Origin of the sequence: Allofournierella sp. CML151 (assembly GCF_027853465.1) — a bacterium.
Taxonomy (GTDB): Bacteria; Bacillota; Clostridia; order Oscillospirales; family Ruminococcaceae; genus Allofournierella.
The window spans coordinates 1-335 of sequence record NZ_JAPNNW010000055.1; the positions used below are offsets into that span (position 1 = coordinate 1).

General features: G+C 49.6%; 1 protein-coding gene. It reads right to left on the reverse strand.

The window, feature by feature from the left end; genetic code table 11:
* Positions 1-335 (reverse strand): transposase (locus tag PH256_RS15225; protein WP_270914834.1); only part of this gene is annotated, 335 nt, incomplete at both ends.

The following is a 335-nucleotide window of genomic DNA, read 5'->3' on the forward strand; positions in this document are numbered from 1 at the left end:
AATCAAAAGCTACGCTGTCGTGGACATTGCCGGGAGTGACGTGAACACCAAGGATAAAATTGTGCTTGTCGCAAGCCGTGTGCGCTTCGTAGGCAAAGCATTTTTTGTGTTCCCCCTTGTGGAACACGCCGCTTTCCGGGTCGGTGGTGGATACCACTGTTTCCTTCTCTTGGGGCGGCTTTTTGTCGCTGTCATCCGAAAAAGGCTTTTTCCCGTGTTCTTCCCGGTCTTTGTTTACCTCGTCAAACAGCTCTTTCGTATACCGTTTTGCCTGTTTGGGAACTGCCTTTTTGGCCTGCTTTTTCAGATTGGCACTTGCCTTAATATGTGTTCCG